This is a genomic window from Amycolatopsis sp. H20-H5 (genome assembly GCF_035828755.1).
Lineage (GTDB): Bacteria > Actinomycetota > Actinomycetes > Mycobacteriales > Pseudonocardiaceae > Amycolatopsis.
In genome coordinates, this window is record NZ_JAYMZS010000011.1 from 31,939 (window position 1) to 52,088 (window position 20,150).

19 protein-coding genes and 1 pseudogene are annotated in these 20,150 nt (G+C 68.8%); 5 read left to right on the forward strand and 15 right to left on the reverse strand.

The window, feature by feature from the left end:
- Positions 1-478 precede the first annotated feature (478 nt).
- Positions 479-634: pseudogene (locus QMK34_RS47745) on the forward strand (helix-turn-helix domain-containing protein); the annotation flags it as partial.
- 33 nt (positions 635-667) lie between these two features.
- Positions 668-2,812 carry an ATP-binding protein gene (locus QMK34_RS08575; RefSeq protein ID WP_326413160.1) on the forward strand — a complete coding sequence of 715 codons (2,145 nt, stop codon included), beginning with the start codon at positions 668-670 and terminating at the stop codon, positions 2,810-2,812.
- A gap of 73 nt (positions 2,813-2,885) precedes the next feature.
- Here the strand turns inward: QMK34_RS08575 and QMK34_RS08580 are convergent, their stop codons facing one another.
- The 5 genes from QMK34_RS08580 to QMK34_RS08600 all read right to left on the reverse strand — a co-directional run bounded on the left by QMK34_RS08580 (position 2,886) and on the right by QMK34_RS08600 (position 7,820).
- Complete coding sequence (locus QMK34_RS08580) at positions 2,886-3,236, reverse strand: hypothetical protein (RefSeq protein WP_326413161.1); 351 nt, start codon at positions 3,234-3,236, stop codon at positions 2,886-2,888.
- A gap of 198 nt (positions 3,237-3,434) precedes the next feature.
- A complete protein-coding gene (locus tag QMK34_RS08585) occupies positions 3,435-4,124 on the reverse strand; it encodes a fasciclin domain-containing protein (RefSeq protein ID WP_326413162.1) in 690 nt (229 codons plus the stop codon).
- 214 nt (positions 4,125-4,338) lie between these two features.
- Positions 4,339-5,916 (reverse strand): molybdopterin-dependent oxidoreductase, encoded by a 1,578-nt coding sequence (locus tag QMK34_RS08590; RefSeq protein WP_442785116.1) that lies wholly within the window; start codon positions 5,914-5,916, stop codon positions 4,339-4,341.
- Positions 5,917-5,973: 57 nt separating this feature from the next.
- The gene (locus QMK34_RS08595) at positions 5,974-6,216 is read right to left on the reverse strand and encodes a glutaredoxin family protein (protein ID WP_326413163.1); all 243 of its coding nucleotides are present in this window, start codon (positions 6,214-6,216) and stop codon (positions 5,974-5,976) included.
- A gap of 56 nt (positions 6,217-6,272) precedes the next feature.
- Complete coding sequence (locus QMK34_RS08600; protein WP_442785120.1) at positions 6,273-7,820, reverse strand: long-chain-fatty-acid--CoA ligase; 1,548 nt, start codon at positions 7,818-7,820, stop codon at positions 6,273-6,275.
- 328 nt (positions 7,821-8,148) lie between these two features.
- On the opposite strand from QMK34_RS08600, the gene QMK34_RS08605 reads away from it, so the two are divergent.
- From QMK34_RS08605 to QMK34_RS08615, 3 genes are all read left to right on the forward strand, one after another.
- Positions 8,149-8,838 carry a sigma-70 family RNA polymerase sigma factor gene (locus QMK34_RS08605; RefSeq protein WP_326413164.1) on the forward strand — a complete coding sequence of 230 codons (690 nt, stop codon included), beginning with the start codon at positions 8,149-8,151 and terminating at the stop codon, positions 8,836-8,838.
- 109 nt (positions 8,839-8,947) lie between these two features.
- Positions 8,948-10,045, forward strand: a complete 1,098-nt coding sequence (locus QMK34_RS08610) for a DUF5667 domain-containing protein (RefSeq protein WP_326413165.1) — start codon at positions 8,948-8,950, stop codon at positions 10,043-10,045.
- An 82-nt stretch (positions 10,046-10,127) separates the two neighbouring features.
- Positions 10,128-11,018 carry an HAD family hydrolase gene (locus QMK34_RS08615; protein WP_326413166.1) on the forward strand — a complete coding sequence of 297 codons (891 nt, stop codon included), beginning with the start codon at positions 10,128-10,130 and terminating at the stop codon, positions 11,016-11,018.
- A 477-nt stretch (positions 11,019-11,495) separates the two neighbouring features.
- On the opposite strand, the gene QMK34_RS08620 is transcribed toward QMK34_RS08615, so the two are convergent.
- The 10 genes from QMK34_RS08620 to QMK34_RS08665 all read right to left on the reverse strand — a co-directional run bounded on the left by QMK34_RS08620 (position 11,496) and on the right by QMK34_RS08665 (position 20,147).
- Positions 11,496-12,485, reverse strand: coding sequence for a lysophospholipid acyltransferase family protein (locus QMK34_RS08620; protein WP_326413167.1), 990 nt, complete (start codon positions 12,483-12,485; stop codon positions 11,496-11,498).
- 38 nt (positions 12,486-12,523) lie between these two features.
- Entirely contained in the window at positions 12,524-13,573 is a 1,050-nt protein-coding gene (locus QMK34_RS08625) for an NAD-dependent epimerase/dehydratase family protein (protein ID WP_326413168.1), read from the reverse strand.
- A 330-nt stretch (positions 13,574-13,903) separates the two neighbouring features.
- Entirely contained in the window at positions 13,904-14,005 is a 102-nt protein-coding gene (locus QMK34_RS08630) for a 30S ribosomal protein bS22 (RefSeq protein WP_007030867.1), read from the reverse strand.
- A 156-nt stretch (positions 14,006-14,161) separates the two neighbouring features.
- Entirely contained in the window at positions 14,162-14,377 is a 216-nt protein-coding gene (locus QMK34_RS08635; RefSeq protein WP_326413169.1) for a helix-turn-helix domain-containing protein, read from the reverse strand.
- A 199-nt stretch (positions 14,378-14,576) separates the two neighbouring features.
- Complete coding sequence (proC, locus tag QMK34_RS08640; protein WP_326413170.1) at positions 14,577-15,389, reverse strand: pyrroline-5-carboxylate reductase; 813 nt, start codon at positions 15,387-15,389, stop codon at positions 14,577-14,579.
- Positions 15,390-15,744: 355 nt separating this feature from the next.
- The gene (locus tag QMK34_RS08645; protein WP_326413277.1) at positions 15,745-16,515 is read right to left on the reverse strand and encodes a thioesterase family protein; all 771 of its coding nucleotides are present in this window, start codon (positions 16,513-16,515) and stop codon (positions 15,745-15,747) included.
- Positions 16,516-16,568: 53 nt separating this feature from the next.
- Entirely contained in the window at positions 16,569-17,378 is an 810-nt protein-coding gene (locus QMK34_RS08650) for a proline dehydrogenase (protein WP_326413171.1), read from the reverse strand.
- 73 nt (positions 17,379-17,451) lie between these two features.
- A complete protein-coding gene (locus QMK34_RS08655) occupies positions 17,452-18,261 on the reverse strand; it encodes a sugar phosphate isomerase/epimerase family protein (protein ID WP_326413172.1) in 810 nt (269 codons plus the stop codon).
- Positions 18,262-18,375: 114 nt separating this feature from the next.
- Positions 18,376-20,010: a hypothetical protein gene (locus tag QMK34_RS08660; RefSeq protein ID WP_326413173.1), complete on the reverse strand. Its 1,635-nt coding sequence runs from the start codon at positions 20,008-20,010 to the stop codon at positions 18,376-18,378.
- Positions 20,007-20,147 carry a hypothetical protein gene (locus QMK34_RS08665; protein WP_326413174.1) on the reverse strand — a complete coding sequence of 47 codons (141 nt, stop codon included), beginning with the start codon at positions 20,145-20,147 and terminating at the stop codon, positions 20,007-20,009. Before QMK34_RS08665 ends, QMK34_RS08660 begins: the two co-directional genes overlap by 4 nt.
- Positions 20,148-20,150 lie beyond the last annotated feature (3 nt).

Here is a 20,150-nt window from a genome sequence, read left to right on the forward strand (position 1 = left end):
GCGATGGTTCTACGGTAGCCACTTGTGAACGCAGGCACAAAGTCACAGGTCGCGGACATGACGAGCGGCACATCGGCTCGGCGAGCGGCCATCACCCCCGCAGCTCGGGCCCACCGGGTGCCGGAGAGCGCTTCAAAGCAGTCAAATAGGACGAGCCAGACTTGGCGTGTCACTCAACCCGATCGCCCGGTAGTCACGATCGCCTACCGTGAACGGTCACTCACTCGGGTGGCATTCGATCATGTGAAGCTGATCCAGTAGGCCATTCAGGGGAACCACCCGGCAGACCTTGCCACCATCCGAAGCATCTCGGTAAATTGCCCACGAGGGGAGATCAAAGTGGCGCGCAAAACATCGCGCCCGACCAGTTGCCTTACCTTCCGGCGGTCGATCACCTGACGGATTCACGGCAACGGGCGATCTCGAATTAATATGAATTATATTCATATTATGGGGGGATTTCGTTTCCATGAATTCAATGGGCGCACTCCGAGAAGCCAGAGAACGTGCCTTGCTCACCCAGGAAGAACTCGCGGCCATAACGGGCCTCAGTGTCCGCACCGTGCGAAACCTGGAAATCAAAGGGGTTGACAAAGCGCGCCCTGACACCCGGCGCCGCCTACTGGAAGCGCTTGAGCGGAGCCCCGCGCCGGAGGTGACACCGGCGATGACACCCGTTCCCTGGCAACTCCCACCGGCACCGGCCCATTTCACCGGCAGACTGGAACAACTGTCCAAACTCCGGGCCGAATCGGCAAGGCCGGGAGGGCATTTGGTCACCATTTCCGGACAGGGCGGCGTCGGGAAAACGGCACTCGCCCTCGAAGCAGGGCATTGTCTGCAGACCTGCTATCCCGACGGGCAGCTGTACTCGGATCTTCGCGGCGCGCAAGGAAAGCCGATCGAAAGCGACGAAGTCCTCGGCCATTTCCTGCGCGGCCTCGGCGTCCGGGGCCAGGACATCCCGCGATCCGAAGCCGAGAAATCCGGGCTGTTCCGTTCCCTCGTGGCCGGCAGGCGGTTGCTGCTCGTGCTGGACAACGCGGCCGACGAACCCCAGGTCAGGCCATTGCTGCCGGGCGGCACCACCTGCCTGGTGCTGGTCACGAGCCGTTCCCGGCTCGCCGGACTGGACGCGAACGAGCGGATCGTCCTGGGCGTGCTGAGCGCCGGCGAAGCGGTCGAACTGTTCCTGAAGGCGACCAGGCAACGAGAAGTAGGCGCCGCTGTCACGGCCGCGATAGTCGACTGCTGCGACCGGCTCCCCCTGGCGGTGCACATCGCGAGCGCACGGCTCGTCGTGCGCCCCGACCTGGCGCCGTCGACGCTGGAGACCATGCTGCGGGACGAACGGCGGCGGCTGTCCGAGCTGTCGGTGGGCGACCTGGCGATCCGGTCCAGCTTCCTGCTCAGCTACAACGCGATGCCCGAGGCCCACAGCGCGGCCTTCCGGCGGCTGGCCACGCTGACGACACCGGACTTCCCGGCGTGGACGATCGCGGCGATGCTCGACGACGGCACTCGGCGCAAGCCTGACCTGGCGGCGGCCTGCCGGATCGCCGAAGAGCTGGTGGACGCCCATCTGCTCACCAAGCTGACGCCGGACGAGACCGGCCAGGAGCGTTACCGGTTCCACGATCTGATCCGCCTGTTCGGCCGCGAACGCAGCGCGATCGAGGACACGCCCGCCGAAGCCGGGCAAGCGGTCCGGCGAGCACTGGCCGGTTGGCTCACCCTCGCCGAGAGGGCAGGCGAAGCGCTGCTGGCCGGTCCGGCCGCGACCCGCCCTGGCAACGCGCCGCGCTGGTCACTGGCGAACCGTCCCGGACCCGGCACCCGGAGTGGCGCGCAACACTGGTTCGACGCGGAGCGGAACGCGCTGGTGAGTGCCGTCTACCAAGCGATAGATATCGACGACATCGAGCTTGTCTGGGCGCTTACCGAGGCAATCGGAATTTTCTTTCAGCTGTGCAGCCTGTGGAATGAATGGATAGCCACCCATCAGGCAGCACTACTGGCGGCCAGGAAAGCAGGTCACTCCAGGGCAACGGGCTATCTGCACTGTTCGATCGGCCATTACCACGCTCATCGCGTCGACCATCGAGCCGCGGCCGAGCACTACACCGCGGCCATCGAATCGACCAGGGACAATGGCGACCGGACCATCGAGGCACACGCCAGACAGGGCATGAGTTACCTCCACCGGATCCGGGGTCAGTACGGCCTTTCCCTGCGCGAAGCGGAATTCGCCCAGCATATCTTTTCGGCACAGGGAAATGGTCACGGCGTCGCACTGACCGAGCTCGGGATCGGCATCGCGAAGACGCAGCTCGGCAACCCGCGGGCAGGTTGTGTGCATCTCACCGCGGCGACAGCGATGTTCGTCACCGCGGAAGACCTTCGCGCCTCCGCGCACAGCCGTCTCTATTTCGCCGGTTGTTTGCTCGAACTCGGTGAGCACGAACGGGCCCTTGCCGAGGCGAACCGCGCGCTGACCGCGCTTCGGCTGACACCGGACCGCGACGGTCAGGCAGCAGGCTGGGGCATGCTCGGCCGGATAGCTCTCGCAGAAGGCCGAAGGGAAGACGGCCTCGAAAGCCTCGCCCACGCGGTGCGGATGTCCACGGAGCGAAAGAACGAACTGCTGGAAGGCGAGCTGAGCGTCCATCTCGGCGAGGCGTACCTCGCGAGCGGGCACGACAGCCTGGCGGAGAAAACTCTGCACCGAGCAGCGGCGATCTGGCAGAAGCTCGACCTGGTTCACCGCACGGCGGCCCCGGCGGCCGTGCTGCCGGACGCCCGGCGAAGCTGACTGTCGGCAAGGCGCCCGGGCGGGCGGCAGGCTTGACGACCTGCCGACCGCTCGGTGCGAACGTCAGCGGACGTCAGCGGACATCAACGCCCCAGGCGGCGACGGTGCCGCCCCCCGTGCAACCGGCGGCCGAGCCACCACCGCGGCCGCGCCACGGACCGTAGAAGACCAGGTTCGTCGTGCACTTGATGCGCAGCCGGAACTCCGAGACACCTGCGGGCAAGGTGTCACACTGAAGCAGCGCGGACACATGCACGTACGACTCGTTGTACTGGCAGTTGGCCGCGACGGTGGCCGCCGTTTCCGCCGAGAGGGCGGGCTTGGCGACTTCCTGAGCGGAGGCCTGCCCCGCGGTGAGCCCGGCGCCGGTGAGCAGTGCCCCGGTGATCACGACACCGGACGCGACTTTCTTCAACATAGTCAAGAGAACCACCCCTGAGTAGCGTGCGACTCGTTGTCGTCACTCCACTCACTATCGCGCCGGGGATACGTCACAACCAGGCAGCCAACCGGCAACGAACCGGCAACTCTCCGGCGACCATCAGGCGGACAAAAAAAGGGAAATACCCGAAACGATGATCTCGTTTCGGGTATTTCCCTTGAACGATCCGGCTAGCTCAGATCAGTTCTTGTTGGTGCCGGGGGTCAGCACCTTGTCGATGACGAAGACGGTCGCGTTCTTGGTCGGGATGTTCCCGCACAGAACCTTCGCGCCGTCGACGGTGATGTCGTCCTTGCTGGTGCCACCGATCTTGAGGTTGCCGCCACCGTCGGTGCTGTCGAGGTTGCTGAGCGACTTGGCCGCGAGCAGACCGGCAACGTCGTAACGCTTGTCGGCGACGTGGTACTTCAGGATCGGAGCCAGCTTGGCCGGGTCAGCGGCGAGCTTGGCGAAGTCGCCACTGTCGACGAGCGGCTGGAAGGCCGCGTCGGCGGGGGCGAAGACGGTGATCTTCTCCGCGCTGTTCAGCGGGTCAACCAGTTTCGTGGCCATGACGGCCGCGACGAGCTTGGTCAGCAGCGGGTTCGAGGCGGCGGCCGAAGCAACCGGCAACGGGCCCATCGAGTCGAGGCTGCCCTTGTCGCTGCCCTTGGGAAGCAGGTTGCAAGCCGGGCCGAAGACGTCGGCGTTGGTGGTGACGCCGTCACCGGAGGGGGCGGCCGCGCTGGACGAAGCCGCCGAGCTGGACGCCGGCGCCGGAGCGCTGGAGCTTGAACCGCTGGAGGCGGTGTCGTTGCTGCTGCAAGCCGCGAGAGCCAGTACGGCTGCAGCTGTGATGCCAATTCCGGCGACGCCGCGAACGTTCCTCACTGCAAATCACTCCATTCAGATCCGGGACGACGCCCGATAAGACTCACTTGTCATCAGGTATTCGCAGCCGGGTTGGAGAAGGATTGCCACCCGACCGGGTTCATCGAAATCTTTTTTTGAACCTCGGGAATGCGCAGGTCAGCGCGGTCCGGGCCACGAAAAACGCCCTGCCGCCACCCGAAAGGGTGACAGCAGGGCGGGCGAAACGGGTCGATCAGCGGGCCGTGAGGGTGGTCGAGTGCCACCCGGTGGCGCCGTCGGGCACCGTGCCCGCGCGCTCCTCGGTCTGCGTGTAACCGGACTGGTCGGTCGCCCGGACGAAGACCTGGTGCACGCCCTGGGACATGTCGACCTCGGCCCACCACATCCGCCAGGTGTCCTTGCTGACCTCTGTGGACAGTGTGGCCGGGAGCCACTGACCCTGGTCGACGCGGACCTCCACCTTGGCGATCCCGGTGTGCTGGGCCCAGGCCGTGCCCGAGACGCGGACCTTGCCCGCCTTCACGTCGGCGAACCCGCCGCCGGGAGAGTCGATGCGCGACTCCGTCTTGATCGGGCCCTGCTCACCCCACCCGCGCTCGAGCCAGTACGCCTGCTTCGCTCCCCACGTGGTGATCTCGAGGTCCGTCACCCACTTCGTCGCGGAGACATAGCCGTACAGACCGGGGATGACCAGCCGCGCCGGGAAACCGTGTTCGATCGGCAGCGGCTCGCCGTTCACGCCGATGGCCAGCATCGCACCGCGGTTCGGGTCCATCGCGGCCTCGACCGGGGTGCCCGAGGTCCAGCCGTCGACGCTCATCGCGAGCATCTGCTGGGCGCCGTTCTGGATGCCCGCCTGGTCGAGCAGGTCCTTCAGGTCGACGCCGATGAAGGTGCCGTTCGAGATGTACGGGCCGCCGACCTCATTGGACACACACGTCAGGGTGACCGGGCGCTCGACGAGCGGACGCGACCGGATGTCGTTGTAGGAGAAGGTGACCTCGCGGTCCACCATGCCGTGGACGCGCAGGCTCCAGTCCTCGGTGCGGACCTGCGGCACGACCAGCGCGGTGTCGATACGGTAGAAGTCGGCCGCCGGGGTGATGAACGGCGGCGTGCCGAGTTTCGCGAAGTCGGCGTCGGCCGGGATGGCGGGCGAGGTGCGGACGGGCGTCAGTTTCCCGACCGCGGCGCGCGAGGTCTCCGCGTCCTTGCTGGAGCCGATGAGCTGCCCGGTGAGACCGGCCACCCCGGCGCCGACCGCGACCCCCGCGCTGGAAAGCAGGAACTTGCGGCGGTTCGGGCCCTCGGCGGCGGCCTCGTCGAAGAACTGGGGCTGCAGGATGCGGTGCAGCCAGGTGAAGACGGCGACCCCGGCGCCGAGGCTGACCACCGGCGAGAGCAGCGCGATCTGGCCGAGGTCGGAACGGTTGTAGACCGCCGCGATGCCGACGACGCCGAACAGGCCGATCACGAGCTGGCCCGGCAGCACGGCGCGCCGGGAGATGACCCCTGCCAGTGCGGCGACGATCACCAGCACGACGGCCATCCCGAGGAGCAGGACGAACTTGTCGTAGGTGCCGAAGGTCTCCACCGCGAAGTTTTTCAGCGGCAGGGGGGTCAGGTCGATGGCGGTGTTGCCGACCGCGAGGTACGGCGAGGAACCGGCACCGACGAACCCGGCGACGAAGTGTCCGGCCGCCAGCGCCGCGGCGAGGGCCAGAACGCCGATCAGCGCGGCGCGCGGCAGCGGGATCCGGCTCGGCTTCGCCGCAGGGGCTCCTACGGGGACATCTTTCAGGTCGCTCACACCTCCATCTTCGGAGCGAAGAGCGAAATCGGATGGGCCTTGGCCCTTACGGGTGTCTTACCGCTGAGTGGCGAGCGCCTCGCGGAGCCGCTCCTCTTCCACCTTCCAGTACCCGTGTTCGTCCCCGTCGACGAGGATCACCGGCACGCGATCGCCGTACTCGGCGCGCCACTCCGGATCACTGTCGACGTCCGCCGCCGACCACTCGACGCCCAGCTCGCCACAGATGCGCTCCACCTCGCGCTCGGCGACCACACAAGCCGAGCACCCGTTCCGCGTCATCACCGTCACCTGATGCATGCCGTCAGTCTCCCAGGTCGACCTCTTGATTCGGCCTCTTGATTCAGCCTCTTGATTCAGCGCAGCTTGAGGCGGCGGAGCTTCCCGGTGGCGGAGTGCGGCAGGTTCTCGGCGAACTCCACGGTGTGTGGCACCTTGTAACCGGCCAGCCGCGCCGCGCAGTGCTCGACGACCTGCTGCTCCGACAGCGACACCCCGTCCACTGGCACGACGAACGCCTTCACCGCTTCGCCGCTTCGCTCGTCGACGACGCCGATGACCGCCGACTCGGCGACCTCGGGCAGCTGCCCGATCACGCCCTCGACCTCGTTCGGATAGACGTTGAAGCCGTTGACGATGATCAGGTCGTTCGCGCGGTCCACCAGGTGCAGGTCACCGTCGTTGTCGAGATAGCCGACGTCGCCGGTGCGGAACCAGCCCTCGGCGTCGGGCCCGTGCGAGCCGTCGGGCCAGTACCCGGAGAAGAGATTGTCGCCGCGGATCGACACCAGACCGGTGCCGTCCTCCTCCTCGAACGCGTCGTCGAGGTCGTCCGGGTCGAGCGGGACCGGCGTGGCGTCGCCGTCGCTGTCGACCAGCCGCACCTCGACGCCGGGCAGCGGCCGCCCGACCGAGCCCGGCTTCGGATAGCCGGTGACCTGCGTCGACGTCACCACCGGCGCGCATTCGGTCAGCCCGTAGCCCTCGTAGACGTCCAGCCCGGTGGCCTGCCGGATCGCGGCGAGGATCCTCGGGTGCAGCGGGGCGGCGCCCGAGGTCATCCGGCGCATGCTCGCGAACCCGCGGCCCAGCTCCTCGGCGCCCAGCGCGGCGAACTCGGCGAACATCGCGGGCACCCCGGCGATCGAGGTGACGCGGTACTCCGCGCAGTCCTGGAGGGTCTGCGCGGCCACGAACCGCTCGGAAAGCACGGCCGTCGCGCCCACTGAGGTCGCCTGCAGCAGCCCAGGCCCTAGGCCGTAGACGTGGAAGAGCGGAATGGTGATGAGCACCCGCTCGCCGAACTCGAGGGTGCCGTGGCCGACCCTGGCCAGCTGATCGAGGTTCGCGAGCAGCGCGCGGTGCGAAAGCATGACGCCGCGCGGCGGCCCGGTGGTGCCGGAGGTGTACGAAATGACCGCGATGTCCTCGCCGTCCCCCACCGCCTCGACCGGTTCGGGTACCCCGTCCGGAGTAACGCGCGGCGAGAGGCTGGTCACACCTTCCAGCGGCTCCTCGCTCGGCTCACGCTCGAGGACGACGCACGCGCCGCAATGCTCCAGGAGCGCGTGGAGCTCGGCAGGCGGCGCCTGCGGTGAGATCGGCACGACGATCGCGCCCGCGCGCAACGCGGCGAACAGCGCGACGGCGAAATCGATCGAGGTCGGCAGGCGCAGCGCGACGCGGTCACCACGGCCGACGCCCGCTTCGAGCAGCCTGCGGGCCTGGGCGTGCGCGGCGGTGTCGAGCTGGGCCCAGGTGAGCGACTCCCCCGAACCGGTCTCCCGCAGCGCCGTGCTGTCCGGCCAGCGGCCCGCGGCCTTGTCGAGCAGGGCGGCCACGCCATACCCGGCAACGCCGTTTCCACCGACACCGTGCCCAGTGCTGCCCTGGTCCTGTCCCACGCGCTCGGCGCTCAACTTCGGCCCCATTCCCGGTCGGGTGAACTGCCGTTGTCAGTTTGTCATCTCCGTCCCCGTCATGGGGGCGGCGAGGCAGGGTCGCACTTCCGCGCCCGGCCGAAGTCCTCCGTGCCACTACCTACTACGGGGTAACAACACGTATGCTGCTCAGCGTCGCCGAGTGGTGTTGATCACTCGGCGGCGGAAGAAAGGGAGTCACCGTGACGAACTTGCCTGCCCACGCCGCCGTGGGGCATGCGGGGCGGAGCTCCCTGACGTGCGTGCGGCGCGGGGGTGTCCAGGCAACTGCTGCCGCCGGAGGTGCCGCCCCATGACTCTGCCCGCCGCCGCGATGACCGTCGGCCACATCATCCGCCGTCCCAGCTCCGCGGCCGTCCCGATCACCCGTCGAGGTGACCAGGAGGACACTGAGCGGGCCGAAGCCGCGAAGGCCGAGGCCTGGGACCTGGTGCACGCCGCGCAACAAGGCGACACCGCGGCTTTCGGCCGGCTCTACGACCGCTACGTCGACGTCGTCTACCGCTACGTCCTGTTCCGCCTCGGCGACCGTGACCTGGCCGAGGACGTCACCAGTGAGACGTTCCTGCGTGCGTTGCGCCGGATCACCTCGGTCAGCTACCAGGGCCGTGACGTCGGCGCCTGGTTCGTCACCATCGCGCGCAACCTGATCCTCGACCACGTCAAGTCCAGCCGGTTCCGCCTCGAGGTCGTCACCGACGAGGTCACCGAGCCCGGCGCGGCGCCGTTTTCCGGCGTCGGCGCGCAGGCTCAGGCCGGCCCGGAGCAGCAGGCGATCAGCCACGCGACACGCACGGAGCTGCTTCGCTGCGTCGCGGAACTGGGCGAGGACCAGCGGGAATGCATCATCCTGCGGTTCATGCAGGGCCTGTCCGTGGCGGAGACCGCCGCGATCATGCGCCGCAACGAGGGCGCCATCAAGGCGTTGCAGCACCGGGCGGTACGCCGTCTGGCCCAGCTACTGCCCACCGGCCTGCGCTGAACCACCCGACTTGCTCCTCTTCTTCAGTAATCCGTAACCGCAGGGCCTCCTGAATCGTTTCTCCAGCCAGACCGGTAAGTCAGGACCGGCCTAGTGCAGGAGTGGGACCGTGGCTGTGCCCGGATGGTTCTCGCGTGAGCGTTCGGAGAGCGAACGCTTCGCGATCGCCGTCGACGGCGGAGAACACGACGACGAGTTCGCCGACGAGCTGAGCCTGCTCACCGGCCTCCGCGAGCTGGGCAGCAGCGGTTCGCCGGACGTCGAGACCCGGCAGCGGATCCGCGCCGAAATCGCCGCCCAGCTGGGCCCGGACGGCGAGGTCGTGCCGCCCCGCCGCCACTGGCGGCCCACGAAGGCGAACCTCGTTGCCGCCGCGCTGGCGCTCGTCCTCGCGCTGGGCGGGCTGAGCCTGCTGCTGTCCAAGGACGCACTGCCCGGCGACGCGCTATACCAGGTCAAACTCGCCGGGGAGGCCACGACGCTGGGCCTGACCTTCGGGGACCGGGCCAAGGCCGAGAAGCACCTCGAATTCGCCACCAACCGGGTACTGGAGCTGGGCGAACTGGCCCGGTCGGGCGCGGACAGCCAGGCGTACGTCACCGGGCTCGGCGTTTTCGAGTCCGAGGTCCACGCCGGGGTCGCCCAGCTGACCGCGCTGGCGTCCGGGAACGGCGGCCAGGTACAGCTGTCCGATCTCCGCCGGTGGGCCGTGGGCCAGGAAGAGCGCCTGACCGAGCAACAGGCCACCATCCCGGCGGCCGCCCGTGACCGGTTCGCTTCGGCGCAAGCCCTGCTCGGCAGGGTCAAGGAGCGGGCGACGGACCTGTCGTCCCGGCTGGGCTGCTACCAGATCACCACGGGCACTCCGGACGAGCTGGGCGTCGTCCCCGCGCAAGGCGCCTGCGAGCAGCCGTCGCCTTCGCTCACCGACGTCACGCCGCCAGGGGCTCCGGACGTCACCCCGCCGCCGCCGTCCTCGGGTGCTCCCTCGGCGGCGCCCGTGACGTCGACGACGAGCAGCCCGGATCTCGGCCTGCCGACGGGTGGCCTGCCCGCGCCGACCGGGGGCACGCTGCCGCCGCCCGTGCTCGGGCCGCCGATCCGGATCACGCCTGCCCCGCGGCCGACGACGGTCGCGACCCAGCCGCCGCCGTTGATTTCGCTGCCGCCGGTGCTGCCGGGCCTGCCGCCGATCATCATCGGGTGAGCCGCGCGCCACACCCGGAACGTGCGTGTTCCGCTGTCGCTACGCTGTGCACAGGAAGTGCCTGAACCTGGAGGCGGTGTGCGTGTCATCTCGGCGTGGCAAGGATAAGAGTCAGGAGCTCGAACGGCTCGCCACGATAGCGGGAGAGGCGTCGGCCGAGGCCGCCATGGCCACCGCTTCCGAGCCGCCGGTTCCGCCAGCGCCACCGGACCTCACCGCGGCCGCCTTCTTCGACGTCGACAACACCATGATGATGGGCGCGTCGATCTTCTACTTCGCGCGTGGCCTGGCCGCGCGCAAGTTCTTCACCTCCTCGGATCTGGCCGGTTTCGTCTGGCAGCAGCTGAAGTTCCGGCTGGGCGGCCGGGAGAACAAGGAGGACATCAAGACCCACCGTGAGCGGGCTCTGTCCTTTGTGGCCGGCCGCACGGTGCAGGAGCTGACCGAGATCAGCGAAGAGATCTACGACGAGCTGATGGCGGACAAGATCTGGTCGGGCACCCGCGCGCTGGCCCAGATGCACCTGGACGCGGGCCAGCGGGTCTGGCTGGTGACGGCCACCCCCATCGAGCTGGCCGCGATCATCTCCCGCCGCCTCGGCCTGACGGGCGCCCTCGGCACGGTCGCCGAAAGCACGGACGGCGTCTACACCGGCCGCCTGGTGGGCGACCTGCTCCACGGCCGGGCAAAGGCCCACGCGGTCCGGGCACTGGCCTCCAGAGAAGGCCTGAACCTCCGCCGCTGCACGGCCTACTCGGACTCCCAAAACGACGTCCCCATGCTCTCAGCGGTAGGAACAGCGGTAGCCGTAAACCCGGACGGCGGCCTCCGAGACGTGGCCCGGGCCCGAGGCTGGGAAATCCGAGACTTCCGAACCGGCCGCAAGGCGGCAAAAATAGGAGTCCCCTCAGTCCTGGGAGCAGGAGCCCTGGCAGGAGCAGTAGCAGCCGGAATAGCCTACCGCCGCCGCTAGCACAGAAACCCAAAGTGCCCCTGAAGGCCACCTTCACGGCGTTAACGCCGTGAAGGTGGCCTTCAGGGACAGTCAAGCAGTACCCGACCCAAGACTTCCCGGCGTCCAGTACCACCAGGACTTCCCGGTAGGCAGAACCGCCCAGACTCACCCGCGCCACCACGATCCATCCAGACTCGCCCCCAACACCCACCACCAAAACCCAACCCCAGCGTGCTCCCCAACCACAGCGTGCTCCCCAACCCCAGCGTGCTCCCCAACCACAGCGTCTCCGCGAGCCCTGCGAGCGGAGACTTCACCGCCGCGCGCCCTCTTTCAGGCCCGCCAGGGCCTCCCAACTCGCGACGGCAGGTCGCCCCCCTTCAAGACAAAGCCGCACTTACGCTGGGAGTCAGGGGCGACCTGGCGGCGCGAGTTTGTAAGCGCGCTGGCCAAAAAACACAGGCTTCTAGCCACACCTCAGGACCCAACCAAAAACTACCCCCGAAAAACACCCTTACGCTGAGAAAGCCGCCGATAAAGAGCCTGCTGGATAGACTCTCTGACCTGATCCGTGAGGTTAAAAACCAACATGGGATCGTCCACGGCATCCGCCTCGAACCCATCGGTCAAAATAGGTTCCCCAAACTCAATACTCCACTTGGTGGGCAGCGGAATGGCCCCAAGCGGCCCCAGCAAGGGAAAGAACGGCGTAACAGGAAAGTAGGGCAGCCCAAGCATCCTGGCGAGCAGCTTGATATCCCCAATCTTGGGATATATCTCCTCAGCCCCAACGATAGAAACCGGAATAATAGGCGCACCGGTCCGCAACGCAGCCGAAACAAACCCACCACGCCCGAACCGCTGCAACTTGTACCGAGAAGAAAAGGGTTTCCCCACCCCTTTGAATCCCTCGGGCCAAACTCCGACCAGCTCACCCTTGCGCAGCAACCGCTCTGCGTCGGCATTACAGGCCAACGTCTGCCCGGACTTCCGCGCGAACGACCCGATCAGCGGAACCTGAAAAACGAGGTCCGCTCCCAGCCCGCGTAAATGCCGCCGCCCCGGCGCGTGATCGTGCACCGCGACCCCGGTCATCAGCGCGTCCAACGGCAAGGTCCCGGAGTGGTTGGCGACCAGCAGCGCCCCGCCCTCGACAGGCAGGTTCTCCACGCCGAAAGTCTCGACCCGGAACCACTTCTCGTACAGGGCCCGCAGCGGCGGCAGTACGAGCGCGTCGGTCAGTTCGGCGTCAAATCCGAACTCGTCGACGGTGTAGTCCCCGGTCAGCCGGTTCTTCAAGAAGCCCAGCGCCGAGATCATGGCCGAGGACAGCGACTCGGTGCCGTCGGTCACCCGCGGCGCGGCCGCGCCCGGAAACGCCACCACGGGCGCGTCGACGGGCTCGCTCACCGGCGGCGGCACCGGGGCCTGCTTCTCCCGGCCCGGTCCGTGCAGCTGGATGATCTGCGCCTCGGCACCGCTCACGGTGTGTGCCCCACCTTCCGAAGAGTTGCGTGGTCTGGTCACCGGCCGACCGCCTGTCCGGTGGCGGCGGCGACCAGGATCCGGCCGGCGAGCCCGGCGATCCGGTTGCCGTCGATCACGGGGCGCAGCCCGCGGCCGGTGATGTAGTCGTCGAACGCTTCCCGCGTCGTCCAGCGGGGGGTGTAGCCGAATTCCTGCTTGAGCTTGGTGTTGTCGACCACCCGGCCGAAGTTGAGCAGCCGGACCTGGTCGGCGGAGAAGTCGACCAGCCGTGCGCCGCGGAGGAGCTTGCCGACCGACGGCACCACTCCACTGGGCATCGGCAGCTCGAGGCGCCCGGCCCGGCGGATCGCCTGGGACAGCGTCAGGACGCCGTCAGGGCCCACGTTGAACACGCCAGCCTTGTCGTGCAAGGTGGCCAGTTCGAGCACGGAGAGAGCATCTGAGGCGTGCAGGAGCTGCAGCCGGGCGTCGTAGCCGAAGACGGTCGGCACCACGGGGAGCGCGAAGTAGCGCGAGAGGACCGTGTCGACCTCGGGGCCGATGGTGTTGGCGAAGCGGCAGAGGGTGACGGTGATGTCCGGGCGGCGGCGCGACAGCCCGCGGACGTAGCCCTCCATCTCGACGGCGTCCTTGGCGTAGCCGCTGGTCGACGTCGGAATCAGCTCGGAGTCCTCGGTGAAGACAGCCTGGGAGCGCGGACCGGCGCCGTAGACCGCCGCGGTGGACTTGACCACCAGTTTGCGCACCAGCGGTGAGCGCTGGCACGCGGCGAGCAGGCGCATGGTGCCGATGACGTTGACTTCCTTGATCGCCGTCCGCCTGCCGGGCCCCGCGGGGTGGGCGGTACACGAGGCGTGGACGACCGTGTCTACGTTGGCGGTGCTGATGACCTTCGCGATCAGCGGGTTGCGGATGTCGGCACGCACGAATTCGGCGTGGCCCATCCGCTGGAGCACGGATTTCTGCGGCGGGGTGGTGTCGACGCCGATCACCCGCTCGAACTCCGGGTTGGTGCCGAGCCTGGCCAGCAGTTTCCCGCCCAGCTCTCCGCCGACCCCGGTCACGAGCACGATGTTCGACGGCATGGGACTCCCTGGCGGCTAGGGCGTGGGTATCTCGGTCTGAGCGCGCTGTGGTGATCACGATTCACCGGCGACCACGGCACCGAGCGTGCGCGAACCTGCACTCACTGAAGCATCGTGCTGGTACCCCCCGGATGTTACCGCCCATTAGGGGTGGCTCCATGAGGTCTTACATGCTATTAACTCGAACCTCGCCAAAGCGACGTACAGCCTCACCCGAATGGTGGTCCGGCGTCCGCCAGGTGACACGCGAGGCCACCGCTGAAACACGAGAAACGAGACGGGGCCCGCCCAGAAGCTGGACGGGCCACCACCGAGATGTCTCGGGCCGAACTACTTGCCGGCCTTCCTGCGCTGCACTCGCGTGCGGCGAAGCAACTTGCGGTGCTTCTTCTTTGACATGCGCTTACGGCGCTTCTTGATTACAGAGCCCATGGGCGCTCCTTCATTCGTCGTCGGTCACGCTGCCCGGCGCAGCGTCCAACGGGTGGAGCGCAAAGGCACGAGCGGTGTTTCAGGTTACCCGCGCCCGTCGGCGGGCCGGTCGGCGGGCACACCGAACCTCGCTGAGGGGGTGTGCCCGGCTACCGGTCAGCCCACGTCGAAGTAGGCACCCTGCAGGTACTCGTGCACTGCTTTTTCCGGCACCCGGAACGACTTGCCGACCCTTACGGCAGGCAACTCGCCCGAGTGGACCAGACGGTAGACGGTCATCTTGGAGACCCGCATCAGCGAGGCCACCTCCGCGACCGTCAGGAACTGGACCTGCCCGACTGCGGGCACGTCCTCACTCTTGTTCGGCGACATAATTCACCGCGTCCTTCGACACGTGTCGCGCCACGAGGCTTCCCCACCTGTGGTATCGACACGCACGTGCTCTGCACGAGAGTAGCGGGACAGGTGGGGCTAAAGCGACGCCTGTCACCGAGATGGGCTCCGACCAGCGTCGATGCACACGCAGCCGACCGTGCATGTGGCGTGTCTCACTCGGTGGCCGCACCGGCCGTCAGTGGTCGTCGTGGGCCTTGCCGAGGGCGACGGAGCGATCGCGGGCGGCTTCGATGGCGTCGAGGAGCGCGGCGCGGACGCCGTGTTTCTCCAGCTCACGGATGGCGTTGATGGTCGTCCCGGCCGGCGAGGTGACGGCCTCGCGCAGCAGGACGGGGTGCTCGTCGGACTCGGCCAGCATCTTCGCCGCGCCGACGGCCGACTGGATGATCAGCTGCCCGGCGAGCGCCCGCGGCAGCCCGAGCAGGATCCCGGCGTCGATCATGGCCTCGACCAGGAAGAAGAAGTACGCGGGCCCAGAGCCGGACAGCGCGGTGACGGCGTCCTGCTGCCCCTCGGGCACCTCGACGACCTGCCCGACGAACTCCAGCAGCTCCCGCACGATCCCCAGGTGGGCGGCGGTGGCGTGCTTTCCGGCGGAGATCGCGCTCATCGCCTCACCGACGAGCATCGGCGTGTTCGGCATCACCCGGACGACAGGCACTCCCGCGCTGAACCGACGCTCATAAAGTGACGTAGGCAACCCCGCGCACAGCGAAACGACCAACGAGCCGGCCCCCAGCAGCGGCGCCAGCTCATCAAGCACGGGCTCGATATCCTGCGGCTTCACGGCGACAACGAGCACATCCGCCCGCTTGGCCGCATCGGCAACACTGACCGCAGCAACACCATAACGCTCAGTGAGCTCAGCGGCCCGAGCCGGATACCGCTCGGTAAAGAGCAGGTCCCCCGGCGCACGCCCCCCGTGCAGCAGCCCCGAGAGCAGCGCCTCACCAATTTTCCCAGCACCCAGCACAGCGACAACACTCATGAACCCACCCTCCCAAACAACCCCCCCCCCACCCCCACAGCCCACCACAACAACCCAACCACCACTATCCGGGACCACAAGGTCTCCGCGAGCTCTGCGAGCGGAGACTTCACCGCCGCGCGCCCTCTTTCAGGCCCGCCCGGGCCTCCCAACTCGCGACGGCAGGTCGCCCCCCTACAAACAAAAGCCGCACTGACGCTGGAAGTCGGGGCGACCTGGCGGCGCGAGTTTGTAAGCGCGCTGGCCAAAAACACAGGCTTCCAGCCACACCTCAGGACCCAACCAAAAACCCGCACCCACGCTGGGGACCAGTAACGACCCAGCGGCGCGAGTTCGTAAGCGCGCTGGCCAAAAACTACCCAGCGCTGGGCGCAAGAGCCAGCTGCCGCACCTGACAAACCAGCCGTCCCTGCGAGTCCACCACGGTGGCGTCGGAGTCGAACCAAGACTCGTGGACGGACTTCGCCTCCGCGATCACCCGCAACCACCCTGGGGCGGGCCGGGTCCGCACCAGGGCGGTCAACTGCACGCTCGGTGACCAGCCTGTCCGCCCGAGGTTAACCACCACCGGCGGGTTCACGTCTCCGGCGAGCAGCGCGAAGAACGGGTCTGGCAGGCCTTGTCTTGGCCGGACCCAAAGCCGCATCTTCGGCGGTTCCCCGGACCGTCCGAGCAGGTACCCGGCGGTGGCCGGGTCGAGCCGCACGTCACATCCCTTGGCGAGGTTGAAAACCCCGTCGGCGCTGTCCGGTGTCAGTGCGAGCGCCCCGGAAGGCGGCTCGACGGGCATCGAGGGCACGTCGGTCCACTCTGGGCGTCGCATGGGAAGCCGCCCGGTGGTCACGCGGGCTTCGACGCAGCTGCGTCCCCGCTGTTCCAGCCGGACTTCGACGACGGTCGCCCGCCTGCCGACCTTGCGGACGTCGGTGCGCAGCAGCACCGGCCCGATCGCGGGCGGGTGGAGGAACTCCGCGCTGATGGCGAGGGGTTCGGCGGGTGGCTCGCCGCGTTCCTGCAGGATCGAGAGCGCGGCCTTGGCCATCAGGGCCATCAGGAATCCGCCGTGCGGATGACCGCCGATGGACCATTCCAGCCGCAGTACCGCGGTGAAGGTGCCGTCGCCCATGGACCGGGTCAGGCACGCCACGTCGAAGGACGTGGCGGTGGCGTCCGTCGCGCTCACGAACGGCTGACCAGTGCGCGCCGGGCGGTGCCGTTGTCCGGCTCGTGGAACGGCACGTGGACCCGCACGGTTTCGCCTTCGGCGGCCAGAGCCGTGCCGTCGGCACCGGCGGGTAGCTGGATCTCGTAGTCGTCCTGCTTGCGGCCGTACCACTTCGCCCGCTCGCGGATGATTCGATGCAATCGCGCGTCCGCGGTGGCGAAGGCCGGCGAGCCGTCGCCCTCGAGCAGTGCGTTCGCGCACCGCACGTACGCGAGGTCGTTGTCGTGCGCAGCGCCCTGCTCAGCCTGGGCGAGGCGCACCCGGGAGCCCGGCACGGCGAGGGCGCGCGCGGTCTTCTCCGACCGTGCCGGGTGGGCGCGCAGCACCACCCCGATGGCGGGCCAGGTGTGGCGGAGCTCGTCGAGCACCGCGAGCCCGGCGTACTCGCCGAGGTCGAGGGTGAGGGCGGTGTCGCACTGCTCGGCGGCGGCACACAGCCGCCAAGCGTTGTCGAGGGCGAGGCGGCCGTCGAATCGCGCGCCCAGCGCGGCCAGGCGCACCAGCATCTCGGAACGCGGCGCGAAACCGGCCGCGTGCACCTCGTCGAGGAGGCTCAGACCCAGTTGGACCGCGCGCTCGGCGGCAGCGGCGTCCCGGGGCTCCTCGGCGACGAGCTCGACGAGCGCGTGCAGGCCGACGGCATCGAGCCGCTCGACGGTGGCTACCGCGGCGGTCGTGCCGTCGGCACACCCACCGGCCACGAATCGGTCCACCAGGCGTCTGCCGGCGGGCACGGCGGAGATCAACGATCGCAGCGAGTTCACGGTCGGAACTTTACGTGTTCACGAGGGTGAAAAGCAGGTACTCGAGCCCATGTCCGCCGGATAGACGATCTTGCTACTGCCCGAGGTGGAGCCGGGCGAACAGCAGTGACTCGGCCAGGTCCTTGACCCGCTGCGCCGACGAAACCGCATGCCGGGTGTTGACCTCCAGCACGACCTGCCCGGCATAACCGCTGCTCACCAGCTTTTCGAGCAGCTCGGCGCATGGCTGACCGCCCCGGCCGGGCACCAGGTGCTCGTCCTTGGGGATCCCGGTGCCGTCCGCGAGATGGACATGACTGAGGCCCTCGCCCATGCGCTCGGCCAGTGCGAGGGCGTCCATCCGGGCAGCGGCCGAATGGGAGAGGTCGAGGGTGTAGTGCCGGAACCCTACGTCCGTAGGGTCGATCGAGGGCCGGAACGCCGAAACCCGCGAGCCGCGGGAGCCGCCGGGTGGGCGCACCTTGAACATGTTCTCGACGGCGACCTCGATCCCGCTCTCGTCCTCGAGCTCGTCGACGAGGTCGCCGAACGCGTCCCCGTAGCGCCGCTGCCACCGGAACGGCGGATGCACGACGACGGTGCGCGCGCCGAGTTCCACGGCGGCGTCGACGGACATGCGCAGGCGCACGACCGGATCCGGCGACCAGATCCGCTGCGTGATCAGCAGTGAGGGCGAATGGATCGACAGCACCGGCATCCCGGTCCGGCGCGACCAGCGCCGCAGCGCCGCCACGTCCTGGCTGACCGGGTCCGCCCAGACCATCACCTCGACACCGTCATAGCCGAGTTCGGCGGCCAGCTCGAAGCAGACCCCCGCCTTCAACGGCCACACCGAAGCGGTCGACAACCCGACCGGGACGGGCTGCTCCCCTGGTTCGCTCACGCGGTCATCTTCTCCCGCCACCCCGGCGGATCGTCCGAGCGGCCCGGCGTGAGTGTCATGAAAGGGTCTTTCAGGACACTTTTTGCCTGGAAAGACCCTTTCATGACACCTCGGTCAGCGGGAGACGAGCAGCAGGGCCGCCGGTGACACGGTCACCACCAGGCCCACCAGCACCGCGAGGACGGTGGTCTGCAGGTCCTCGGCACGCCGGATCTTCCGCACGATCCACACCAGTCCGACGACCACCAGCAACGCGGCGACCAGGGCGGCGGCCGGGATGTTCACCCAGAGCCAGTTGAACCCGAGCCACACCGCGGCACCGCCGACGACGCCGAGCGCGAGCTGCCCCGCCAGAGCCAGCCACTGCTTGCCCGGTGACTGCTCCTCCGCGAACGGCTCGTCCTCATCGGCGACGTCGAGGTCGGCTTCGTCCTCGTAGCCGTCCGCGGCGTCGTAGTCGTACTCGTCGTCCTGCTCGACGTATCTGTCGTCAGCGTACGAAGGCGCGTAGCGAGGGTCGTCGAATTCCCGCTCGTACTCGTCGAGGTCGTCCGGGTGCGCGGGCGGGAGTTCGGCCGGTGCCTGACGCGCCGGTGCGAACGGCATCGGCGCCGGGTGGCCCATGGTCGGCGGGCCGGCGTCGAAGGCCTCGGGCTCGAGTTCAGGCTCCGAGGGAGGCACGGGGGGCATGACGCCCACCTCGGTGTCGTCCAGCTGCGTCTTCTGCCGTCGCTTGCGCCAGCTGGCCAGCCCGGCGGGCGGCTCGTCCAGTGCGGGCGGCTCCGGCGCGGGCGGCTCGGGCTCGACCTCGTCGGGCACCGCGGCGAACTGCTCGGTGTGTGGCTCGACCTTCGGCGCGGAGCGGCGCGCCGGGGGGCGCCTCGGCGGGCGGGGCTGAGCCGGGGGTGCGGCGAACGAGCCACTGGGCATCTGGCCGGGAGCCGCTGGCGGCTCGAGGACGCCGTCGTCCGGCGTGCCGTCCAGCCCGTCGAGCCGGGCGGAGAGCGCACCTGGCGACGGAACGGGCGCGACAGGCGGCGGGCCCGCCGGGCGGCGGCGGGCCACCGGGAGCTGGCCGCGGGTCTCCTGGCCGTCCGGCGGCGGGGGCTGCCTGCGCGGACCACGGCCGCGCGGGGGCAGTGGAAGCTGCTCCGACTCCTGGGGCTGCGGCGGCCGCACGAACTGGCCGGACTCCTGCGGGCGGGCGTACTGACCGGACTCCTGGTGCGGAGGCCGGGGGTACTGCCCGGATTCCTGGGGCAGGGGCGGCCGCGCGTACTGGCCGGACTCCTGGGGCGCCTGCCTCGACGGCCGCTGCAACGGCCCGGACTCCTGCGGAACCGGACGCGGTGCGGGGGGCACGATGTCCTGCGGCTGCGGGCCTTGCGGCGGCAGAGCTGGTGGTGCCAGCGCTTGCGGCGGCAGAGCTTGTGACGGCCCCGGCTGGACGGGCGGCTGCGGAGCGGCGGCCTGCGGGCGGGCCCGGCGGCCACCGTTGCGGTTCGCCGGGGGCGGCGTTCCACCGTCGGCGGTCACCCGATCGATAATCGCCTGTGGCGCGGTGTCACCCATTTCCGGCTTGCGCCGGCTGTGCCCCGGCTCCGGCGCGGGCGGCGCGGCGGGGGCTTCGTCCTCGTCGTCCACGGCCCTGCGCCGTCGACGACGACCGCCGTCGACCTGGGCTCCGTGCTGGGCGAGCAGTTCAGCCACGGTCTTCTGTGGCTGGTCGCCTCCGGTTTCGTCCGTCATTCCGTGCGGTCCTCAACGTCCACAACGCCGTTCCCGACGTCGTCCAAAGCGCGCTCCGTGTACTCAGGGCCGAAACCCTGTTCGGGATAGGCACCCGACGGGGTGTCAGCGGCGTCGCGCGCGCTACTCACCGTCATCTG

Excerpts from the sequence above, each read along its gene's own strand:
- QMK34_RS08625 (WP_326413168.1), bottom strand. The coding sequence starts at position 13,573 with ATGCCGTCGAACATCGTGCTCGTGACCGGGGTCGGCGGAGAGCTGGGC.
- QMK34_RS08645 (WP_326413277.1), bottom strand. The coding sequence starts at position 16,515 with ATGGGCGACGGCACCTTCACCGCGGTACTGCGGCTGGAATGGTCCATC.
- QMK34_RS08575 (WP_326413160.1), top strand. The coding sequence starts at position 668 with ATGACACCCGTTCCCTGGCAACTCCCACCGGCACCGGCCCATTTCACC.
- QMK34_RS08635 (WP_326413169.1), bottom strand. The coding sequence starts at position 14,377 with ATGTCGCCGAACAAGAGTGAGGACGTGCCCGCAGTCGGGCAGGTCCAG.
- proC (WP_326413170.1), bottom strand. The coding sequence starts at position 15,389 with ATGAGTGTTGTCGCTGTGCTGGGTGCTGGGAAAATTGGTGAGGCGCTG.
- QMK34_RS08660 (WP_326413173.1), bottom strand. The coding sequence starts at position 20,010 with ATGACGGACGAAACCGGAGGCGACCAGCCACAGAAGACCGTGGCTGAA.
- QMK34_RS08595 (WP_326413163.1), bottom strand. The coding sequence starts at position 6,216 with ATGCATCAGGTGACGGTGATGACGCGGAACGGGTGCTCGGCTTGTGTG.
- QMK34_RS08665 (WP_326413174.1), bottom strand. The coding sequence starts at position 20,147 with ATGACGGTGAGTAGCGCGCGCGACGCCGCTGACACCCCGTCGGGTGCC.
- QMK34_RS08630 (WP_007030867.1), bottom strand. The coding sequence starts at position 14,005 with ATGGGCTCTGTAATCAAGAAGCGCCGTAAGCGCATGTCAAAGAAGAAG.
- QMK34_RS08605 (WP_326413164.1), top strand. The coding sequence starts at position 8,149 with ATGACTCTGCCCGCCGCCGCGATGACCGTCGGCCACATCATCCGCCGT.